We start from the raw sequence: 17,374 nt of genomic DNA, 5'->3' as shown, positions 1-17,374 counted from the left end.
GAAAGCGCTGACCATTTGAAATCAGTAAATAATTTTCTGCCAAGAGCAGTTAATGCAAGAATATCATAGCCCCAGAGAAAGGGAGCAGGATTAACAAAGGGTAAGGCTTTGAGGGGGGGAGAGTATAAAGATATTGAACCTCATGCGTAGCGAGACGCATGAGGGAAAGCTATTTATCTAGCCAACAATTTCTAGCAACTCGATATCGAATACCAAAGCTTGGTATGGGCCGATATCGGCGCCAGCACCTGCTTCGCCATAAGCAAGGTGATATGGAATGTATAGCTTCCACTTAGAACCCACTTTCATTTGCTGAAGTGCTTCAGTCCAACCAGCAATCACGCCACCAACAGGAAATTGAGCTGGTTCGCCACGGTCATATGAGCTATCAAACTGCTTACCGTCGATCAAGGTACCACGATAGTGAGTGCTTACAACACTTTCAGCTGTTGGTATATCACCTTCACCGGCAGTGATTACTTCGTACTGAAGACCGGACTCTAGAACCGTCACTTCATCACGCTTAGCATTCTCTGCCAAGAAAGCTTCACCTTCACCCGCAAACTTCTTAGCTTGCTCTTGCTTCTCTGCTTCAACCTGAGTCTGAATCACTTGAAACGCCGCATTAATTTCTTCGCCAGGAATCTGTGGCCCCTTGCCAGAAAATGCGTCATTGATGCCAGCAATAGCAGCTTCTAATGACAGTCCGTTAAAGACGTTAGCTAATTGTTGGCCCATTTGAAGACCAACACCATATGATGCTTTCGCCTCATTTGTGGATAAATCTAAATCCGACATAGTGATTCCTGTAAATTCGTAAGATTAATAAGTTTTGATCAAAACAATGTTTGATTGCACAAAGATATAAGGACGTTTTTATCTAATAAAAGGGGGCAATTGAATTATTTTTGAACAGGCCACGCTTTATTTTAAATGCCGCCCACCATCGAGTTCTATACTTCGGCCTGTCATGTACTCACTTTGCAGCAAGTAGTGAATTGCGCGTAGGATTTCTTGAACGCCCCCTTCCCTCGCCATAACAGATTTGCTAAGCGCCTTTTCTTTATAGGCTTGTGTATCTTGCGCATTAAATATAATTAGCGCCGGCGCGATTGAATTAACAGTCACCTCTGGTGCTAGTTTTGCAGCATAAGACAAGACGAGATTCTCGGCAGCAGCCTTACTTGCCGCGTAAGCAATATGTTTTTTACTTCCGGTAGCTGCAACATAGTCGGTAATATGAATGATATCGGCAATGCCATCCGGGTAGGCCCTGAGCAAGGGCTCAAGTGCCAGATTCAAGTGATAAGGAATATTGACATGCACATTCATCATTTGTTGGATAGTGCTTAAATCATCTTCCCGATTTTTGCTATCGGGCAACCAATCAGAGGCATTATGGATAATTGCTCTTAACGATGTATGTTTTGCACTTACTGCATCAATCAACTGACTCACCTGCTCAGGGTATTGAAAGTCACACTGATATAACTCAGCTCCCATATCCTTCAGCTTCACCAATTCCGGGTAGCTAGTTCGATAGGTACCGATCACATGATACCCTTTGGCCAAACAATCAAGCGCCAGCGCCAAGCCAATGCGCCTGCCTACACCAGTGATCAAAACAGGTGACTTACTCATAAAACACTACTCCGGCTTCCTATATTCGAGACTGAGAGAAACTGAATCAGCAAAACGTAGCGCGTGAGGTTTATCAATTCGTACTTTCGCATAGCTCACCCAAGAGTGCTCACTGCAAAGACCCAACACGTCTGACACCAGTTTTTCCAATAATAGAAAGCGACCATCCTCAACATGCTTAATAATGCTTTTTGCAATGTGTTTATAGTTCAAGGCATCTTCAACACTATCTTCCAGGCACAGTTTATTTGCAGGATAATGTACTTCCACATTAATAATAATATCTTGTTGCTTTTCCTGTTCCTCAGGATTGAACCCAATATAAGTTCGAAGTCGCAAATTTGTAATATTGATAATCGCGTTATTAACAACCATTAAAAACAGCCTTATATTTCTTATTCCAACCCACCGAGCTTAGACCTAAATCGAAGCAGCGTAAATATCTGGGGATGATATAAACAGAATTTTCAATGCTAAGCTCAATACATCCAAATTGGTCAGATACTATTTTTGCGTCTAAGCTCCATTAAACAGCATAAATAAATTTTTATTCCTAGTAACGTGATTCCTGGTAACTTGCACACTAAGAAATGATTGAATACACACCACCCTCACAAGACAAGACTAAGTCTCTTATCGAAGTAAAGCTCCCTGCTGATTCATTAGAAATAGGCATGCATGTCACTCGTTTAGACAGACCCTGGACTGAAGTACCAGTACTGCTTCAAGGCTTAACTATCGAGACACCAGACCACATCGATTTACTCCGCGAACACTGTGTATTTGTTTATATTGAAATTGAAAAAGAGTTTTGGCTTGAATCAGGTAAAGGCACCGTTGAAGCCAAGGAAGAGAAACAATACCCCGGTTTTCGTGAAGAACTCGAAATCCACGATGAACTACCCAAAGCCAAACTAAGCTATGAAAAAACCAAAGACCATGTCGATGAAGTATTAACAAGCCTGAGCAATGGTGAATCATTTGATATGGATGCTTCGCGTAAAGCGATTCAATCTTGCGTCAGCAGCATTCTAAATAATGCTAACGCCCTACTATGGCTTACACAGGTAAAAGAACAGCACAAGTATACAGCAGAGCATTCGTTGCGCGTCGGTATATTAGCAATTGCCTTCGGGCGTTTCATTGGATTAAAAGAGCACGAGCTAGAAACCATCGGTCTGTGCGGCATGCTACATGATATTGGTAAAACTAAAATACCAGACGACATATTGAACAAACCAGGCCGTCTAACACGCATCGAATATGACATAATGAAACAGCACTCGGTGTATGGCAAAGAACTATTAGACGAACAACAAGGCGTCAACAAACTAATTAAGGATACAGCACACTTTCATCACGAACGTATCGACGGCAAGGGCTACCCAGAAAAACTAAGTGCAGCTTACCTCCATCAGTTTGTACGCATGGTATCAATTGTCGATGTTTATGATGCAATCACAAGTACCCGTTCATACAAAGACGGCTCACCAGCCTTTGATGCTTTAAAAATTCTCTACGCCGAACGAGACAAGCACTTCGACTCCGAGCTGGTTGAAGCGTTTATTCGTATGGTAGGCATTTACCCTCCGGGTACTTTGGTCGAAATGACCAACGGTGAAGTAGGCATCGTCGTATCAGCGAACGCTGACTCTCGTCTGCGCCCTAAAGTTGAACTGGTCATGACAGCCGATAAAAAATTCCGCTCTTCCTACGTAATTAATCTGATTAAAGACCCGATAGACAAGCATGGTAAACCCTATGCTATTAAGGAAGGCATTACGAATGGTACTCACGGTGTAGACGTAAAAGACTATATCTTGCAATAAATTCAGGCGCTTTAAGCAGCCCGAAAATTAGATGTAACGCACAATTTCAATTCCGGAATTACCGTCTATCATTACTATCGACCACTTGTCTCTTTGAGCTTGTTAGTTCTGCTCCTCAACTGTTTAATGACATTATGAAAAAACATATACCCCCAATTACAAATCCGCGTTCGCCGTTAAATAAACGGCTGATGGCGGGCTTTACGCTAGTCGAGTTGATGATTACCATCGTCGTCTTAGGCATCCTATTGGCAATGGGTGCACCAAGCATACAAGAGACGATTGATAAAGCTCGGCTTACATCTCAAACCAATGCCACTCTGGGCATGCTGGCCTACGCTCGTAGTGAAGGGGCTAAACGCCCTGGTACAACCATTACACTCTGCGCGAGCAATAGCATAAACACCGGCGCACCGGCATGTGACACCAACGACTGGGAAAATGGCTGGTTTATTATGTCTGACCTTAACGGCGATCAGGTGTTAGATAACATCAATGAAGATTTAAACGGCGATAATGTACTAGACCCTGGCGAAGACCTAAATGGCAACGGCGTTCTTGATAACGCCGTCGACGAAGTCTTACGAGTTGGCGAAAGGTTAACAGGTGATAACACTCTCCGAACGTTTGGCTTTCCTAATCAAGGCTTTGTTCAGTTTGATTCAAATGGTATCCCCGGTTCCTCAGGCACTTTTGTTTTGTGTGACGAGCGCGGTATCACTGAAGCCAAAGCAATTATTATTAGTGTGATCGGCCACGTCAGGTCAGCGGTAGACGAAGAAGAAACGCCCGATGATATCGTTAACAACCATGAAGGGGTGAATGTAATATGTCCAGCAAGCTAAGCCCCTATGCATCTTCAGCCCAACTATTGCAGCCTCTTTCTCCTAAGCATCAGGGTGGGTTCACTCTGATCGAGATTCTGGTTGCCATTGTTATTTTATCAATTGGTTTGCTGGGTGTTGCTAGCCTGCAAGTTCAGGGCTTACGTAATAACCAAAGTGCCTATCTTCGCTCGCAAGCCTCTCTACTTGTTTATGATATGGCAGACCGTATGAGAACAAACGCTGATGAAGCGATTGCCGGTGCTTATGACGGCTTCGATTCACTTGGCACAGTGCCATCAGACCCGGGCTGTATTAACAGCATCAATGGCTGCAGTGAAGCTAGATTGGCAGACAATGATTTGTTTGAATGGGCACAACGCCTCAATGGCACTGATGAGTCAGCCATTCTTTTACCCGATGCACGGGGCAGAATAATCCGGGGTGACAATAACCTGTTTACCATTGAAATCTCCTGGAATGAAACACAGTGGGATGACGAAACACAAAGCAATCAAGTCTCTAACCAAACCTTTTTGGTTAACCTAGTGTTGTAAGGGAGGAGCACATCATGAATCAATATCCAACAACATTACAGGCACATTCAGGCTTATCAACACTCAAGCGAATGTCTGGTCTCAGCTTAATCGAGCTAATGATTGGCCTAGTCATCAGTTCAATTCTAATGATTGGTGTTTCGAACATTTACTTCAACTCTCGTGAGTCAGATACATTTACCAACGAACTATCACGCATTCAGGAGACAGGTCGCCAAGCCATTGATTTCCTGGCTCGGGACATCCGCATGGCAGGCTATCAAGGGTGTATGGACCCAGCAACAGTTGCGGTCAATATCATTGCCAACACCCCCCCCACCGAAAACTTCTTTAAATCTGCTTTAATCGGCTTTGAGGTCGAAGATAACAATTGGGCAACAGACAACGATATCGATCCGCTTACTGGAGACATTATCCGAAATAATGGCGAATATTTTAGAAATGAAGATTTTGTCGACAATGCCTTGGTAGGTAGTGATGTCATTTCAATTCAGGGAGCCACCGTTGCTAATGCTCAGCTCGTAGGCAACATGACAGCCGCCAATGCAAACATTCAAATTTCTAATAATGATATGGGCTTTGTTCAAGACGACATTGTCGTGATTGCCAGCTGTCAAAACGCAGATATGTTTCGTATTACCAACAACCCTAATGCTGGTGCCAATGTTACGCTTGCTCATGCAATGGGTTCCAATAGCGATAACCGCTTGAGCCAACCTTATACAGATTCCGCTCAAATCATGAGATTTGAGTCAGTCGTCTACTTCGTTGCTGCGACGGGTAGAACCACAGACCGAGGTATACCGATCAACGCGCTATACCGAGCGACAGACACGATGAGTAATACGGCCAACCCTAATTTTACCGTAGAAGAACTTATTTCGGGTGTCGACAATATGCAGGTTCTTTATGGCGAGCGCCTAGTAAATGGCAACCTTCGTTATGTCACAGCCGATGAAGTTGACGACATGCAATTAGTCGAGAGCGTTCAACTCGGCCTGCTTATTAGCGGAAAACGAGAGGTGCTGCTCACTAATGATGAAGCCTCTTATCTATTGCCCGGCGAGACAATTCAATCCAGCACATCTGATGCAGAGGTTATCTATGACTCAGATCGACGTTTACGCCGTGAGTTCAGTACAACAATCAACTTACGTAATCGACGTACTACAATTTAGATCAGGTGGTATTTGAAGTATGAAAACCAGAACTCATCAAACCCTTAATAACATACCACGCCAGCAAGGTGCGGCACTCGTTATTAGTTTAATCATACTAATCGTTATGACGCTAGTCGGCGTATCTTCCATGAGCACATCACTGGTACAAGAAAAAATGGCTGCGAATGCTCAAAATACTAATATCACCTTTCAAGCTGCTGAAAGTTCAGTTGGTGGCCTGCTGCTAGATCTCACCAACAATCAGGATGCTCTTACCGATACGATGGGCGAGCCAGGCACTCGTGGAGAAATTACTAGCTATGATATTGAAGCCATTGATGTCAGCGCTGATTATCAGGTGACCTATTTAGGTGAAGTTATACTCAGCAGCGGCAGCTCATTAGATGCCGACGAAGGTTCTACAGACGTCAAAGCCCAACGTTTTGATGTCGCTGCAACAGGCAGGCTGGAATCAACGAATGCACAAACAGTACTTCGACAGGGTATTGAGTACTATTAAGTTATTACGAATAGAACGAATTACACGAGAAACCAATATTGATGACCCTCATCTGCAACGAGGCCATCAGGAGGCAACAATGAAAAAAACATATCGACTCACTTTATCTCTATTGATTGGCCTGCTCTTTAGTAGTTTGGCCTACAGCGATGCAAAGAATAATATTGGTGAAGATCGTGACCCGCCAACCCCCTTAGAGCATGTCACATTAGGTTATGAAACAGAATCTATTGAACTTAATCGGGGGCTGAATGGCAAAGTACATAGTATTGAAGCCCGCGAGTGCCCGACTTGCGCGCTAAATAAGTATAAAGTGACCGCTGCTAGCAAAGCCTATATCAGCTCACAAGCCGTACCCTTTGATGAGTTAACTAAATACAACGGAAAAAGCGGTGCAGTCAGTTACTATCCGGAAACAAACGAACTCCATCATCTTCGCTATTTCAATTTGGAGGCGACAAAATGAAAACCATCAGTTCTAAATTCAGCCACGGTATCGCCTCTTGCATCATCACCTTACTCTCTGCCAATTGTGCCCACGCAGATGATACCGAAATACTATTTGAATCCAGCGCTTCAAATGAACTAACGCCTAACGTGCTGTTTATTCTTGATAACTCAGGCAGTATGGCAAGTACAGTTAAGACTGAAACACCCTATGATAATAGTGTTAACTATACTCAAAAAGCCATAGACGATGGCAAGAGCGCGTACTCAGATACGTATATCTATGTCTACAACAGCTATTATAGATATAAAGGGCGAATTTTAAGTAGCCAGAACCATTGCCAAACGATGGTTGATAAGTTGGCAGCATCGGGCCAATACACATCGGCTAAAACAGCAGGCTTCAAGAAGAGCAGTAACTCCTGGAAAAGTTTGTTTGGCAACTCTAGTGGTGCGCAATGGGTCAGCGGGGGCTGGCAAAACTCGAATGTTATCGAGTGTAAAGACGACCGTGGCGAACACGGGAAAAACGGTACCACCGGCAACACTTATGCTCGCAACAATAATTCCATGTGGACGAGTAACAAATCAAAAGAAGTTAGTTGGGGAGGTTACAGAACATACGACTTCTTTTCAGCAAACTATCAAAACTGGTACAAGTACTACCGAGAGCCGGTTTCACAGTCTCGAATATCGATCATGAAGAACGTTATTACCAACCTCGTTAATAGTACCTCCGGTATCAATATTGGCTTAATGAGTTTCAATACTGACCAAGGCGGTAAACAAGGCGGGCGCGTAACAACTCCGATCGGCTACATCGAGGACAATCGTACCGCCTTTAACGCGGATTTAAAGAGCTTATCTCCTGATACATGGACTCCGCTTTCAGAAACCTTATTTGAAGCCTCTCGTTACTATTCAGGTGGCAGTGTATTCTTGGGCAGGGGCAGTGTCGCAGCGTCGAAAGACCCAAGCAGCTCTAGTAAATACAACAGTCCAATCTCTGATGAATGCCAACCCAATAACGTTGTCTTACTTACCGATGGTGAGCCTACCTATGACGCTTATAATTCAGGTTATAGTGACTCCAATGATACTGCATCACGCTCTGTAATACAGAAGACTGTTGGCTCATGTTCCGGCAACTGCCTAGATGAAATATCTCGTTATATGAACGAAAACGATATTAGCAACGAGTACGACGGCGAACAAACAGTGACGACCTATACGATTGGTTTTGAGCTGGACGATGATCTATTACGTCGTACCGCAGAAGGTACCGACTCACACGCCGGTGGTGGCGGTAAGTATTATACTGCCAACGATACCACCGAGTTAGAAAGTGCGATTAAGCAGATTTTCTCTAGCCTTAAGGATATTAGCACCTCCTTTGTTTCTCCTGGCGTCGCTGTGAACACCTTTAACCGCCTTAACCATCGTGATGAGTTATATTTCTCGGTATTCAAACCTGAAAGCGGCCCACGCTGGACAGGGAACTTGAAACGCTACCGGCTGGGTTCTGACGGTATTGTCTATGACCTAAAAGATCGCGCCGCGATTGATGAAGAAACAGGTTTTTTTAAAGGTCGTAGCAATACAGAAACCGACCCCGGTGCATGGAGCTGGTGGTCAAAAGAGATCGATGCAAACGATATTCAACTCGGGGGTGCAGCAGAAAACTTGCCCAATAACGAAGCCGACCGCAATATGTTCACTTATTTGGGCGGTTCCAAAAACCTAACAAGCGCTGAGAACAAAATATCTTCTGACAATACAGCCATAACCAAAGACATGCTAAATATCAGCTCAGCCACTGATGCAGAACGTCAACAGCTACTCAACTGGGTTCGCGACCTAGATGTATTTGACTCGGATGGTGATGGTAGTCAAACTGATACTCGCCACCGTTTAGCCGACCCTTTGCATTCATCTCCCGTTGTTGTCATTTACGGGGGTAGCGATGATGACCCTGATACGACTATATTTTTTGGCGATAACCAAGGCTTCCTTCATGCTATCAATGGTCGCTCGGGCACGAGCAGCACTTATGGTCAAGGTGAAGGGGAAGAATACTTTGCCTTTATGCCTGACGAGCTACTAAGCAACCAAGCAGAGCTGATGGAAAATTCTCAGTCTGTTTCTCATATCTATGGGCTAGATGGTTCGGTATCCGTTTGGTCACACGACAGCAATAACGACCTCGACCTTTACGATGCCGATGACTTTGTCTATGTGTACACGGGCATGCGTAGAGGCGGGAGTAATTATTATGCGCTTGACGCTTCTGATCGTAACTCTCCACAATTCCTATGGGAAATCAAAGGCGGCCCGGGTGGCACAAATGGCTACGAAGAATTAGGCCAGACTTGGTCTAAACCCGTGAAAACAAAAATTAAGATGGGCAATAATATTCGCGAAGTCTTAATTTTTGGCGGTGGCTACGACACCAATCAAGATACAAACACTACACGCTCTACTGACTCTATCGGCCGTGCAGTATATATCGTGGATGCAGAAACAGGCGATAAGATATGGAGTGCGACAGGCTCTAACTTCAGCGACATGCAATACAGTATTCCCTCTAATGTAAAAGCAATTGATGTGAATGGTGATAAAATTGCCGACCAAATTTATGTCGGAGATATGGGCGGTCAGCTCTGGCGCTTTGATATCGACAACGAAAACAGCAGTACGAATTCACTGACCGTAAATGGTGGCGTTATTGCACGCTTGTCTGGCACCGATACTGCAAACAATAGACGTTTTTACCACACACCCGATGTATCTATTCTTCGAAATGATGGTCAAGTCAACCTAGCGATTGTGATTGGTTCTGGCTGGCAGGCGCACCCTTTGGACACCAATGTGGTAGACCGTTTATATCTAATCAAGAGCTCTGATGTCTTTGAGCCACCAACGAATGAAGATGGCGCTATCACTTATACCACGCTCACTGAAGAAGATCTTTATGATGCAACTGAAAACCACCTAGGTGATGTTAGCGCACAAAATACAAAAGACGAACAAGAAGCCGCTTATAAAGAGTACTTTGGTTATGATGACGGTGAAGGTAATGTTGTTCCACCAAAAGAAGGCTGGTTTATACGCTTAACACGCTCTGGTGAAAAGGTCTTAGCGCCAACGCTAACGGTTGACGGCGATGTTTACTACACCACTTACGAACCCAAGCCCAATAAATCGGGCTGTACCTTTAACCCCGGTATTTCTCGTCTATTTCATGTAGCGTTATTAGATGCAACACCGGTCAAAAACTATGATGGCATTGGCTTGGATACAGAGTTGACGGTTCCCGATAGAGAAGTGAAAATTCTTGCCACGCAAATACCTGCACCACCTAAGAGGCTATGCATAGATAATAAATGTACTATATGTACAGGTTTGGAGAACTGTGAACCACCCGAAGGTGAACGACCTATTATTAAAACCTATTGGGTTCAAGAGGAGTAATGATGAATAATTACAGCTCAATATATAAGAGCCAACGTGGCTTCACTTTAGTGGAGCTACTAGTAGTCGTCGCTATTGTCGCAATCATTAGTGCTATCGCTATTCCGGCTTATCAAGACTATGTCATCGATGCCAGAAGAAGTGATGCGAAAACTGCGCTCGTTGCATTTGCCTCGGCAATGGATAAACACTCGACACAAACAAACTCCTATCTGGGGGCAGCACAAGGTGGTGATACAGGCTCCCCAGCTATTTTTTCAACAACGGCACCTCTAGGCAGCAGTGCAGTGTTCTACAACCTAAGCATCACCGCGGCGACAGGGAGCACTTATACCTTGCGTGCAACGCCTACTAACGCTCAATCAGGCGATGGCTTTTTAGAATATAACTCCCTAGGCCAAAAAAGCTGGGACGAGGATAATAGCGGCGCGATCGGTGCAAATGAGTTTGACTGGGATAAGAACTAAACGATAGATACGCCGTTCAATAAGGCCTATCAGCTTTCCGCTGACAGGCCTTTTTTAATTTCGCTTATTGACTCAATACAGACAGTCGCCTAGCAAAGTCCTCATATCGCTTCCGGTTAACACCTAAGTCTGAATACCCCACCCTACTCGCTGAACGAAAGTGAATTAGCTTCTGCTCATCATCCAGATAAACCTCCACATCGTCTTTGAAACGCATCAGCGGACTGGTAAAAACGGCATACAAATAGTGATCACTTTGCTGAAGAATTTTTGCCCCCGGCATAGCGTCTATGACATTTTGAACCTTCTGCATCTGCTGCTTTGCTTCTATATCGAAGGCAATCGATTTTACCTGCTTATCAGGCTTATCGGTTTGAGTTGATACGCTATTAGGCCGACTTCCCAAGGGCTTCAGCTCACCATTTTGAACACCTAATTTAGGTGCTGTATTGTTCTCAATTACTCGCATTGTGATGACTCCAGCCAGTATAAAAAATATCAGTAGATAAATAACTTTCTTCATTGTCTTATCCTCTAGTTATGCAAGTATATTGCGCACAATCTATTTATTCAAGCCACAAAAAAGGCCGCATTAATGCAGCCCTATTATTCACCTAATAGTCTAGGTAATTACTTACTCAACTTACGGTAAGTTGCCACAACACGGTCCAGATTTTCCAGAGAGGTATCACTATGGAAAGTATCACTTGTAGGTTTCTTGCCAGGGAAGAAGCCTAGGTAAATATCCAGCTTACTCGCATTTGCCAGTTTATCTAGCCACTCACCTTCAACAATTCCAATATTATTCTCAGCTATTCGCGTAAAAGGAATCAAGTCACCTCCGTCGATACGAATACCTAAATTCTTTGCTTCGCTGGCAATATCAGAAGAACTGTTAATGTGAATCTCATTTTCTTTAAAGGTTAGCCAAATTTGAGACATATAACCTTCTTTACCCATCTCCCAAGTTGGCGTGCTAATAACAAGCCCTTGAGTTAATGCTGTATCACCCTGCTTTAACACCCAAATATCATAGTTTGCAGGAAGGTCTTTCTCGCTAATTGCTAAGGGCTTAACAGAGCCTTTCTTTTGCACAACAGGCGCTTTAACAACATCTTTTTTAGCTTCCTCTACCTTCGCAGCTACTTTTTTAACCTCAGCTTTAGCTGGCTCTTTTTCTACTGCTACCTTCACACCCTTGTCTGCTACCGCTGTAACGGCCTTCTGCGTTACTTCTGCGACAACTTCCTTAACTGTAGGCTTCACCTCTTTGCTGACCGGCTGTTCAGTCTTAGCACCTGGTTCAACCACAGGAGCTTTAAGGCTTTTCATCATTTCATCAGCTTTAGCAGCATTTTCTTTCTCGTTCCTAGCTAGCTCCTCTTGGCTTGGCTGTACTTCCGCCACACTAAGCTCAGCCGAGCTATCAGACATCGCACTATTGTCCTTCTTATCAACTGAAGCACAGCCAGCAGCTAAACTGATGACTAAACCAGCTCCCACCAAAGATAGGCTGCGATTCAAGTTTGAAAGATTTGTTTTTGCTGCATTCAGCATTTGAAATGTATTGAGTTCGGGTTTCATTTTTTCTTCCTAAAACAAGCAACAGAGCGCCTTGCACTTTTCGTCATAACTACAACATTTGCCACTTATGCCACCATAAGCACCAATAATTTACTCAAGATCAGGAAAGGCTTTAATTCAGTGTAGACATAATTCTCGCTTTGCCAGCTTTACAAGCAAGGTATAAGGTTAAACAATGTCAAATACGCAGGTTTATCATTAATTTTGTCCACTGCGTCACACGAGTTACCCATACTACCTATTAAAACTATCTTTTTCACCTATTGGATAATTAAGGATTTCATCACATGCCCCTATTAGACTGTATTGAGCGACAAACTGCTGACACGGTATCAGCAAGTATTATTTGGCTGCACGGCCTCGGGGCAAATGGAAACGACTTTGTACCTATCGTCGAGGAATTAGCGCTACCGGAAGGCTTAGGTATACGCTTTATATTTCCAAATGCCTCGGAAATCCCCATCACGGTTAATGCTGGCTATATCATGCCCGCCTGGTATGACATTCTTGAACTGACTGAAGAGCGCGTGATAAACCACGAACAATTGCAAAGTTCGGTGAAGAATATCCAAACGCTGATCGATAGGGAAATCGAGCGAGGCATCAAGAGCGAACGAATCATTGTAATGGGCTTTTCGCAGGGTGGAGCCGTGGCCTACCATGCAGCCTTAACTTACCCCAGCCCCCTTGCAGCACTGGCAGGCTTGTCGACCTATTTTCCACAAGAAGATAGCTTTGATACCGCGCCCGCGAATAGCCAGCTGCCAGTATTAATCTGCCACGGCACTCATGACCCAATGGTCGTGGAAAGGCAAGGTAAAAAAGCGGCGGCGATTCTTGAAGCGCGAGGCCACACAGTGCAATATCTAAACTACCCGATGGAACACGAAGTTTGTCTAAGCGAGATACAAGACCTATCGCGTTTCTTTCAGGCTCATTTGATGTAATGCTGTTTTATAGGTTGAGCCCTAAATGAAAAATAAGAATAAAATACAAATCAGTTCTGCAATTATTTGGGGCGTCGAGCTTTCGCCCTTCGTATTAAAGATGCAAGCTTACCTGGAGTACTGTGGCATCCCTTATCGCCGCTTACCCGCGCATGGAAGCTATCTTGAAAATACTCAGACCTTATTACGCCTTGAGTATCAAAAACAGCATAAGCAGATAAGCCGCTATCCTGAAATGGATGCCGACTTAGATGAGTACCCTGCCGTTCCTTTCTTTACTGAAAACGGCAAAGATTTTCAATACGACAGCACAGCCATCGCACACTATCTTGACCAGAAGCCCCCCACTCAGGGAAATAGCCATAGACATCGCTTATTCCCGGAAGACCCTTGTTTGAATTTTATCGCCAGCTTAATCGACGAAGCCTTTGACGAGTTCGGCCTATACATGGTCCATCATATGCGCTGGGTAGGCTCCGCCAAGTCGAACATAATGGGTAAATTACTCGCAAAAGAATTTCGTCACGCTTTGCCGCCAGGCGGCCCCTTACTACTTTCCAGGCGCTTTCCTAAGCGACAGGTCGCACGCTGCCCTTACTTATTTAGTGTCGCGCCAAAGAGCTATCGAAGCGGTGTTTCAAAAGCTCTATCCCCCCCGTATAAAGAAGGTTTTCCTGAAACACATACCTTATTATTCGAAAGCTGGAAGCAATATCTAAAAGGCATGGAGGAAGTATTAACCCTGCAAAAATTCTTACTCGGTGATCAGTTTACCATTGCCGATGCCAGTGCCTACGGCCAACTCGCTATGAACCTGGTCGACCCAGAAACAAATAAGCTAATGCAAGAACTCGCTCCGCAGACACACGCCTGGCTTGAGATGATCTATAGCGGCAAACATCGCTTACAACAGAAAGAAGGGGAGCTTTATTTTTCAGGGGCACTTAAGCCCTTGCTCAACACCATCATGAGCACCTATGCATCGCTCATGGTTCAAAATAAGCAGGCATATCACCTGGCAAAAGCTCAGGGAGCAACAGAGTTCAACGAACTAGCCTTCAATCAGGGAAAAACACTTTATACAGGAAAGTTACGTGGCTACCCTTTTAAGTCAGTGGTAAAAACCTTTCAACTCAGAACCTGGCAGGAGCTTTGTGACAAATGGAAGCGTTTAGACCAAAGCGAACAAAATACCATTAAAGCACAGCTAGAACTTTGTGCTCTTTTCGAAACAGAGGATGCTGAATTGAAAGAGACAATTGTTTCGGCAGAGGCTTAAGGGCTATGATAGCTTCATATTTTTCTTCAATAAGGATTCTCAGTGACAGATCAGGCAATTACCCTACAAAACATTTCTGGAAAAACCATTCTGGTAGGCATCACCTATTTTGACCTGTCTGGAGAAGTGCTGGATCAAAAGCAGCTCGCTGGTACTGTTTGCAAAGTCACAGAAGAAGATGGCATCACCGTCCAGGACTTGAAACAAGAAAGTGAATTCACCATCCCTTCTTCACTTCGCCCCTGGTTTATTGCACCACCCGGTGACTATCACGACCCGATTAGTGGTAAGCAGGTACAAAACCCTGACTATCTCGTCACCTGGGATGTCTATAAAACCAAAGAAAGTACACCGGAAGGCGAACATGAATGGTGGGAATGGCGACCACAGCTCGCCAACCCTAGCGTCGGCCAAAAGTAATCAGTAATATTTACTTGAGGCCATCTAAAAGCGCCGAAAGAGTTTGATTGCCCTTTTTCTGCACAAGCTCTTTATCTTTTTGCTCGCCACCTTCCCACTGCAAGTCATCTTCGGGAATTTCATCTAAAAAGCGACTAGGAATGGTTTCTATTTTCTCGCCATATTGTTTTCGTGCTGCAGCATAAGTCAATGCTAAAGTCCGCTGGGCTCTTGTGATGCCCACATACATCAGGCGGCGCTCTTCTTCGATGTTATCTTCTTCAATGCTGTTTCTATGCGGCAATAATTCTTCTTCAAGCCCCATGATAAAAACATGTGGAAATTCAAGACCTTTCGAGGCATGAAGCGTAAGCATGTGCACCTTATCGCTATCATCCTCTTCTTCTTGTTGCTCCAGCATATCTCGAAGGATCAATTTGGAAACCGCTTCTTCTATACCAATTTCATCCGCTGTGCCTTTATCGGCGTCGATCATATTTTTTAACGAATCAACCAAGTACCAGATATTCTCCATACGTTTCTCAGCCGCTTTTGGCGTATTAGAGTTTTGGTACAGCCATTGATCATACTCAATATCGGTAAACAACTGCTTGATCACAGGTATCGGATCTTCCTGATAACAACGTTCCGTTGTTTTTCGTAACCAATCGCTAAAGCGCCTGACCCGATCCAGCGCCTTACCACTCAACACTTGTTCCAAACCAATTTCACCGACAGCCTGATTCAAACTAATATGTCGCTCAGTCGAATAATTTCCGAGTTTCTCCAAGGTTGAGGGGCCGATCTCTCTGCGTGGTACGTTGACTACCCGAAGAAATGCTGCGTCATCATCAGGGTTAGCAATGAGACGCAAGTAGGCCATGGCATCTTTGATTTCATTCTTGGCAAAGAAGGAGGTACCACCAGACAAGCGATAAGGCACCTGAAAAGCCTGCATCTTGATTTCCAGCAGACGCGCCTGGTGGTTACCACGATAAAGCACAGCGAAGTCTTTAAAAGGAATGTCCTTTTTCAACTTAAGATCAAGAATCTCTGCGGCAATTTGTTCTGCCTCTGCATCTTCATGGCGACAACGAATTACACGAATTCGCTCTCCGTCACCCAGCTGGCTCCATAGTGCTTTATCAAACATATGAGGGTTGTTGGCGATCAAGGTATTCGCCGCACGCAAGATCAAACTGGTAGAGCGATAATTCTGCTCCAGCTTAATCAGCTTCAGGCTTGGGAAGTCTTTTTCCAGACGCGCCAGGTTTTCTGGCCTTGCTCCACGCCAGGCATAGATAGACTGGTCATCGTCGCCTACGACTGTCAAAGCATGACGGTCACCCACGATTTGCTTCACCAGCTCGTACTGAGCCATATTAGTATCTTGGTACTCATCAACCAAGAGGTAGCGAATCTTCTGCCGCCACTTGCTTAATATATCCGGATGTTCAGCGAAAAGTTGTACGGGTAAAAGAATCAGATCATCGAAGTCGAGCGCATTATAGGCTTTGAGGTAGCGAGTATAGGTTTCATACACATGTGCCAGGGTGACATCGTCAGGCGTTTGAGCTTGCTGTGCGGCCTGAGCCGGAGTTAGCATGGCATTTTTCCAGTTTGAAATCGCCATCTGAAATTCATTGATTCGGTCGCTATTCTCTTCACCATCTTTCATCATCAGGTCGCGAATCAACGCTTTAGCATCTTCACTGTCGAAAATAGAAAACCCCGGTTTATAGCCAAGCGCCTTATGCTCGGTGCGAATGATATTCAAACCCAGGTTATGGAAAGTCGATACGGTTAAACCACGCGCATCAGGCCCCGAAACCAACTGCCCGACACGCTCTTTCATCTCGCGAGAAGCTTTATTGGTAAAGGTCACCGCAGCAATATGGCGCCCCGGAATACCACAGCTTTTAATCAGGTAGGCAATTTTTCGCGTGATTACACTGGTCTTGCCGCTGCCAGCGCCCGCTAGTACGAGTAAAGGACCACCAACATAATCTACGGCTTCTTGCTGTTTAGGGTTTAACTTATTCGCCACTACTTTCTCTTCTTTCTGTCTATCTCGATAAAAATAAATGGGCTCAGGGCCCGTGACTCTGAGCCCATTTATTTTTCTATTCCATCATTCTTTCACGTCAACTCATTGCTTTCCAGATACATTTTGTCGCTTTGTAGCACTTATTCTAAATAGATATAAATAATGAACACAGTCGTAGCGCCGCAACACTGCCTTTAGTTGT

17 protein-coding genes are annotated in these 17,374 nt (G+C 44.5%); 11 read left to right on the top strand and 6 right to left on the bottom strand.

Annotated elements, in window-relative coordinates:
- Window positions 1-177 precede the first annotated feature (177 nt).
- From A3729_RS22725 to folX, 3 genes are all read right to left on the bottom strand, one after another.
- Window positions 178-798 carry an FKBP-type peptidyl-prolyl cis-trans isomerase gene (locus A3729_RS22725; RefSeq protein WP_068514593.1) on the bottom strand — a complete coding sequence of 207 codons (621 nt, stop codon included), beginning with the start codon at window positions 796-798 and terminating at the stop codon, window positions 178-180.
- A 126-nt stretch (window positions 799-924) separates the two neighbouring features.
- The gene (folM, locus tag A3729_RS22720; RefSeq protein ID WP_068514591.1) at window positions 925-1,641 is read right to left on the bottom strand and encodes a dihydromonapterin reductase; all 717 of its coding nucleotides are present in this window, start codon (window positions 1,639-1,641) and stop codon (window positions 925-927) included.
- Window positions 1,642-1,647: 6 nt separating this feature from the next.
- Entirely contained in the window at window positions 1,648-2,016 is a 369-nt protein-coding gene (gene folX / locus A3729_RS22715; protein WP_068514588.1) for a dihydroneopterin triphosphate 2'-epimerase, read from the bottom strand.
- A 215-nt stretch (window positions 2,017-2,231) separates the two neighbouring features.
- Between folX and A3729_RS22710 the strand changes: the two genes are divergently transcribed.
- The 8 genes from A3729_RS22710 to A3729_RS22675 all read left to right on the top strand — a co-directional run bounded on the left by A3729_RS22710 (window position 2,232) and on the right by A3729_RS22675 (window position 10,916).
- A complete protein-coding gene (locus A3729_RS22710; RefSeq protein ID WP_068634312.1) occupies window positions 2,232-3,470 on the top strand; it encodes an HD-GYP domain-containing protein in 1,239 nt (412 codons plus the stop codon).
- A 134-nt stretch (window positions 3,471-3,604) separates the two neighbouring features.
- On the top strand, window positions 3,605-4,315 hold the full coding sequence (locus A3729_RS22705; RefSeq protein ID WP_156494858.1) for a GspH/FimT family pseudopilin: 711 nt from the start codon (window positions 3,605-3,607) through the stop codon (window positions 4,313-4,315).
- Window positions 4,300-4,851 carry a type IV pilus modification protein PilV gene (pilV, locus tag A3729_RS22700; protein WP_068634310.1) on the top strand — a complete coding sequence of 184 codons (552 nt, stop codon included), beginning with the start codon at window positions 4,300-4,302 and terminating at the stop codon, window positions 4,849-4,851. Before A3729_RS22705 ends, pilV begins: the two co-directional genes overlap by 16 nt.
- Before the next feature lie 14 nt (window positions 4,852-4,865).
- Window positions 4,866-6,029 (top strand): PilW family protein, encoded by a 1,164-nt coding sequence (locus A3729_RS22695; protein WP_082880544.1) that lies wholly within the window; start codon window positions 4,866-4,868, stop codon window positions 6,027-6,029.
- Window positions 6,030-6,048: 19 nt separating this feature from the next.
- The gene (locus tag A3729_RS22690; RefSeq protein WP_068634309.1) at window positions 6,049-6,531 is read left to right on the top strand and encodes a PilX N-terminal domain-containing pilus assembly protein; all 483 of its coding nucleotides are present in this window, start codon (window positions 6,049-6,051) and stop codon (window positions 6,529-6,531) included.
- Complete coding sequence (locus A3729_RS22685) at window positions 6,491-6,997, top strand: hypothetical protein (protein WP_197475992.1); 507 nt, start codon at window positions 6,491-6,493, stop codon at window positions 6,995-6,997. Before A3729_RS22690 ends, A3729_RS22685 begins: the two co-directional genes overlap by 41 nt.
- Window positions 6,994-10,449, top strand: coding sequence for a pilus assembly protein (locus A3729_RS22680; RefSeq protein WP_068634307.1), 3,456 nt, complete (start codon window positions 6,994-6,996; stop codon window positions 10,447-10,449). Before A3729_RS22685 ends, A3729_RS22680 begins: the two co-directional genes overlap by 4 nt.
- Complete coding sequence (locus A3729_RS22675; protein WP_068634306.1) at window positions 10,449-10,916, top strand: type IV pilin protein; 468 nt, start codon at window positions 10,449-10,451, stop codon at window positions 10,914-10,916. The genes A3729_RS22680 and A3729_RS22675 overlap by 1 nt, the downstream gene beginning before the upstream one ends.
- A 64-nt stretch (window positions 10,917-10,980) precedes the next feature.
- On the opposite strand, the gene A3729_RS22670 is transcribed toward A3729_RS22675, so the two are convergent.
- Complete coding sequence (locus A3729_RS22670; protein WP_082865110.1) at window positions 10,981-11,439, bottom strand: DUF1499 domain-containing protein; 459 nt, start codon at window positions 11,437-11,439, stop codon at window positions 10,981-10,983.
- A gap of 107 nt (window positions 11,440-11,546) precedes the next feature.
- Complete coding sequence (locus A3729_RS22665) at window positions 11,547-12,500, bottom strand: hypothetical protein (RefSeq protein WP_068506619.1); 954 nt, start codon at window positions 12,498-12,500, stop codon at window positions 11,547-11,549.
- Window positions 12,501-12,787: 287 nt separating this feature from the next.
- Between A3729_RS22665 and A3729_RS22660 the strand changes: the two genes are divergently transcribed.
- Genes A3729_RS22660 through A3729_RS22650 form a run of 3 tightly spaced genes read left to right on the top strand, consistent with a single transcriptional unit; the run spans window position 12,788 to window position 15,146 of the window.
- Complete coding sequence (locus A3729_RS22660) at window positions 12,788-13,447, top strand: alpha/beta hydrolase (protein ID WP_068513036.1); 660 nt, start codon at window positions 12,788-12,790, stop codon at window positions 13,445-13,447.
- Window positions 13,448-13,472: 25 nt separating this feature from the next.
- A complete protein-coding gene (locus A3729_RS22655; protein ID WP_068514564.1) occupies window positions 13,473-14,726 on the top strand; it encodes a glutathione S-transferase family protein in 1,254 nt (417 codons plus the stop codon).
- A 42-nt stretch (window positions 14,727-14,768) separates the two neighbouring features.
- Window positions 14,769-15,146, top strand: a complete 378-nt coding sequence (locus A3729_RS22650) for a hypothetical protein (protein ID WP_068514560.1) — start codon at window positions 14,769-14,771, stop codon at window positions 15,144-15,146.
- Between the two features lie 10 nt (window positions 15,147-15,156).
- On the opposite strand, the gene rep is transcribed toward A3729_RS22650, so the two are convergent.
- Entirely contained in the window at window positions 15,157-17,172 is a 2,016-nt protein-coding gene (rep, locus tag A3729_RS22645; protein WP_068514558.1) for a DNA helicase Rep, read from the bottom strand.
- Window positions 17,173-17,374 lie beyond the last annotated feature (202 nt).

Source organism: Oleiphilus sp. HI0043 (genome assembly GCF_001634935.1).
The sequence above is the reverse complement of the archived record's forward strand: the minus strand, read 5'-3'. Positions and strand labels throughout refer to the sequence as shown.